At 64.5% G+C, this 923-nt stretch carries 1 protein-coding gene; it reads left to right on the plus strand.

The genetic code is table 11. The annotated features are described in order from the left end of the window. Positions 1-127 precede the first annotated feature (127 nt). Positions 128-913 carry a transposase family protein gene (locus tag E1181_RS31150; protein ID WP_132679978.1) on the plus strand — a complete coding sequence of 262 codons (786 nt, stop codon included), beginning with the start codon at positions 128-130 and terminating at the stop codon, positions 911-913. The last annotated feature ends 10 nt before the right edge of the window (positions 914-923 follow it).

Genomic DNA, 923 nt, shown 5'->3' on the forward strand with positions numbered 1-923 from the left:
CGTGTTGGGGCGTAAGGATTTCCGGATTCGGTGGGGATGAACTTGGAGCGGGGCGGCGCTGGGCATGGTGAGGCCCCTGGTAGAAGGGTTGTCGACCAAGATCAACCGATACCACCAAAGGCCTCAGATGCTGTTCTATCGTGCCGCACTTCCGCTGTCGCAAGCGACCCTGGTTTTCGTGTCTGGGCTGGTCAGGGGTCATCGCCGGGCTGTGGGTTCGCCATGGCGGGCGCTGTCGGCCTCGGAACAGGCGTTGCTGGTGCTGGTGTATCTGCGCAAAGGGGAACCGTTCGCCGAGGTCGCCGCCGGGTTCGGGGTCTCGGCCACGACCTGCTGGCGGTATGTCCACGAAACCGTGGAAATTCTCGCTCCACGAGCGCCGAAGCTGCATACGGCGTTGCGCGAAGCCCGCCGGCGTCGGCTGGCGTATGTGATCATCGACGGCACGTTGATCGCCACCGACCGGATCGCGGTCGACCGGCCCTTCTATTCCGGTAAACATCGCCATCACGGCGTGAACCTGCAGGTCATCGCCACACCCGACGGCGACATCCTCTGGATCTCCGGGGACTTACCTGGCTCGACTCACGACACCGCCGCGGCCCGGATCTGGCAGATCCTTCCCGCTCTGGCCCGCGCGGGTCTGATCGCCTTGGCAGACAAGGGCTACCAGGGCCTCGACGAAGCCGGAAACCACGTGATCACCCCATACAAAGGCAAGGGCAAACCGGACTCGCAGAAGGCCGCCAACCGCGCCCACGCCCAGCTCCGTGCCCCAGGAGAGCGCGCCAACGCGCAGCTCAAAAACTGGCGCATCCTGCGCAAACTACGCTGCTGCCCCTACCGGGCCGGACGCATCGCCAAGGCCATACACGCCCTGCTGAACTACGAACTCACCGCCACAGCAGGATGAAAAAGGCTCA

The organism is Saccharopolyspora terrae (genome assembly GCF_004348435.1).
Classification (GTDB): Bacteria; Actinomycetota; Actinomycetes; order Mycobacteriales; family Pseudonocardiaceae; genus Saccharopolyspora; species Saccharopolyspora endophytica.

Coding starts and splice junctions, on each gene's coding strand:
- E1181_RS31150 (WP_132679978.1), top strand. CDS start 128: ATGCTGTTCTATCGTGCCGCACTTCCGCTGTCGCAAGCGACCCTGGTT.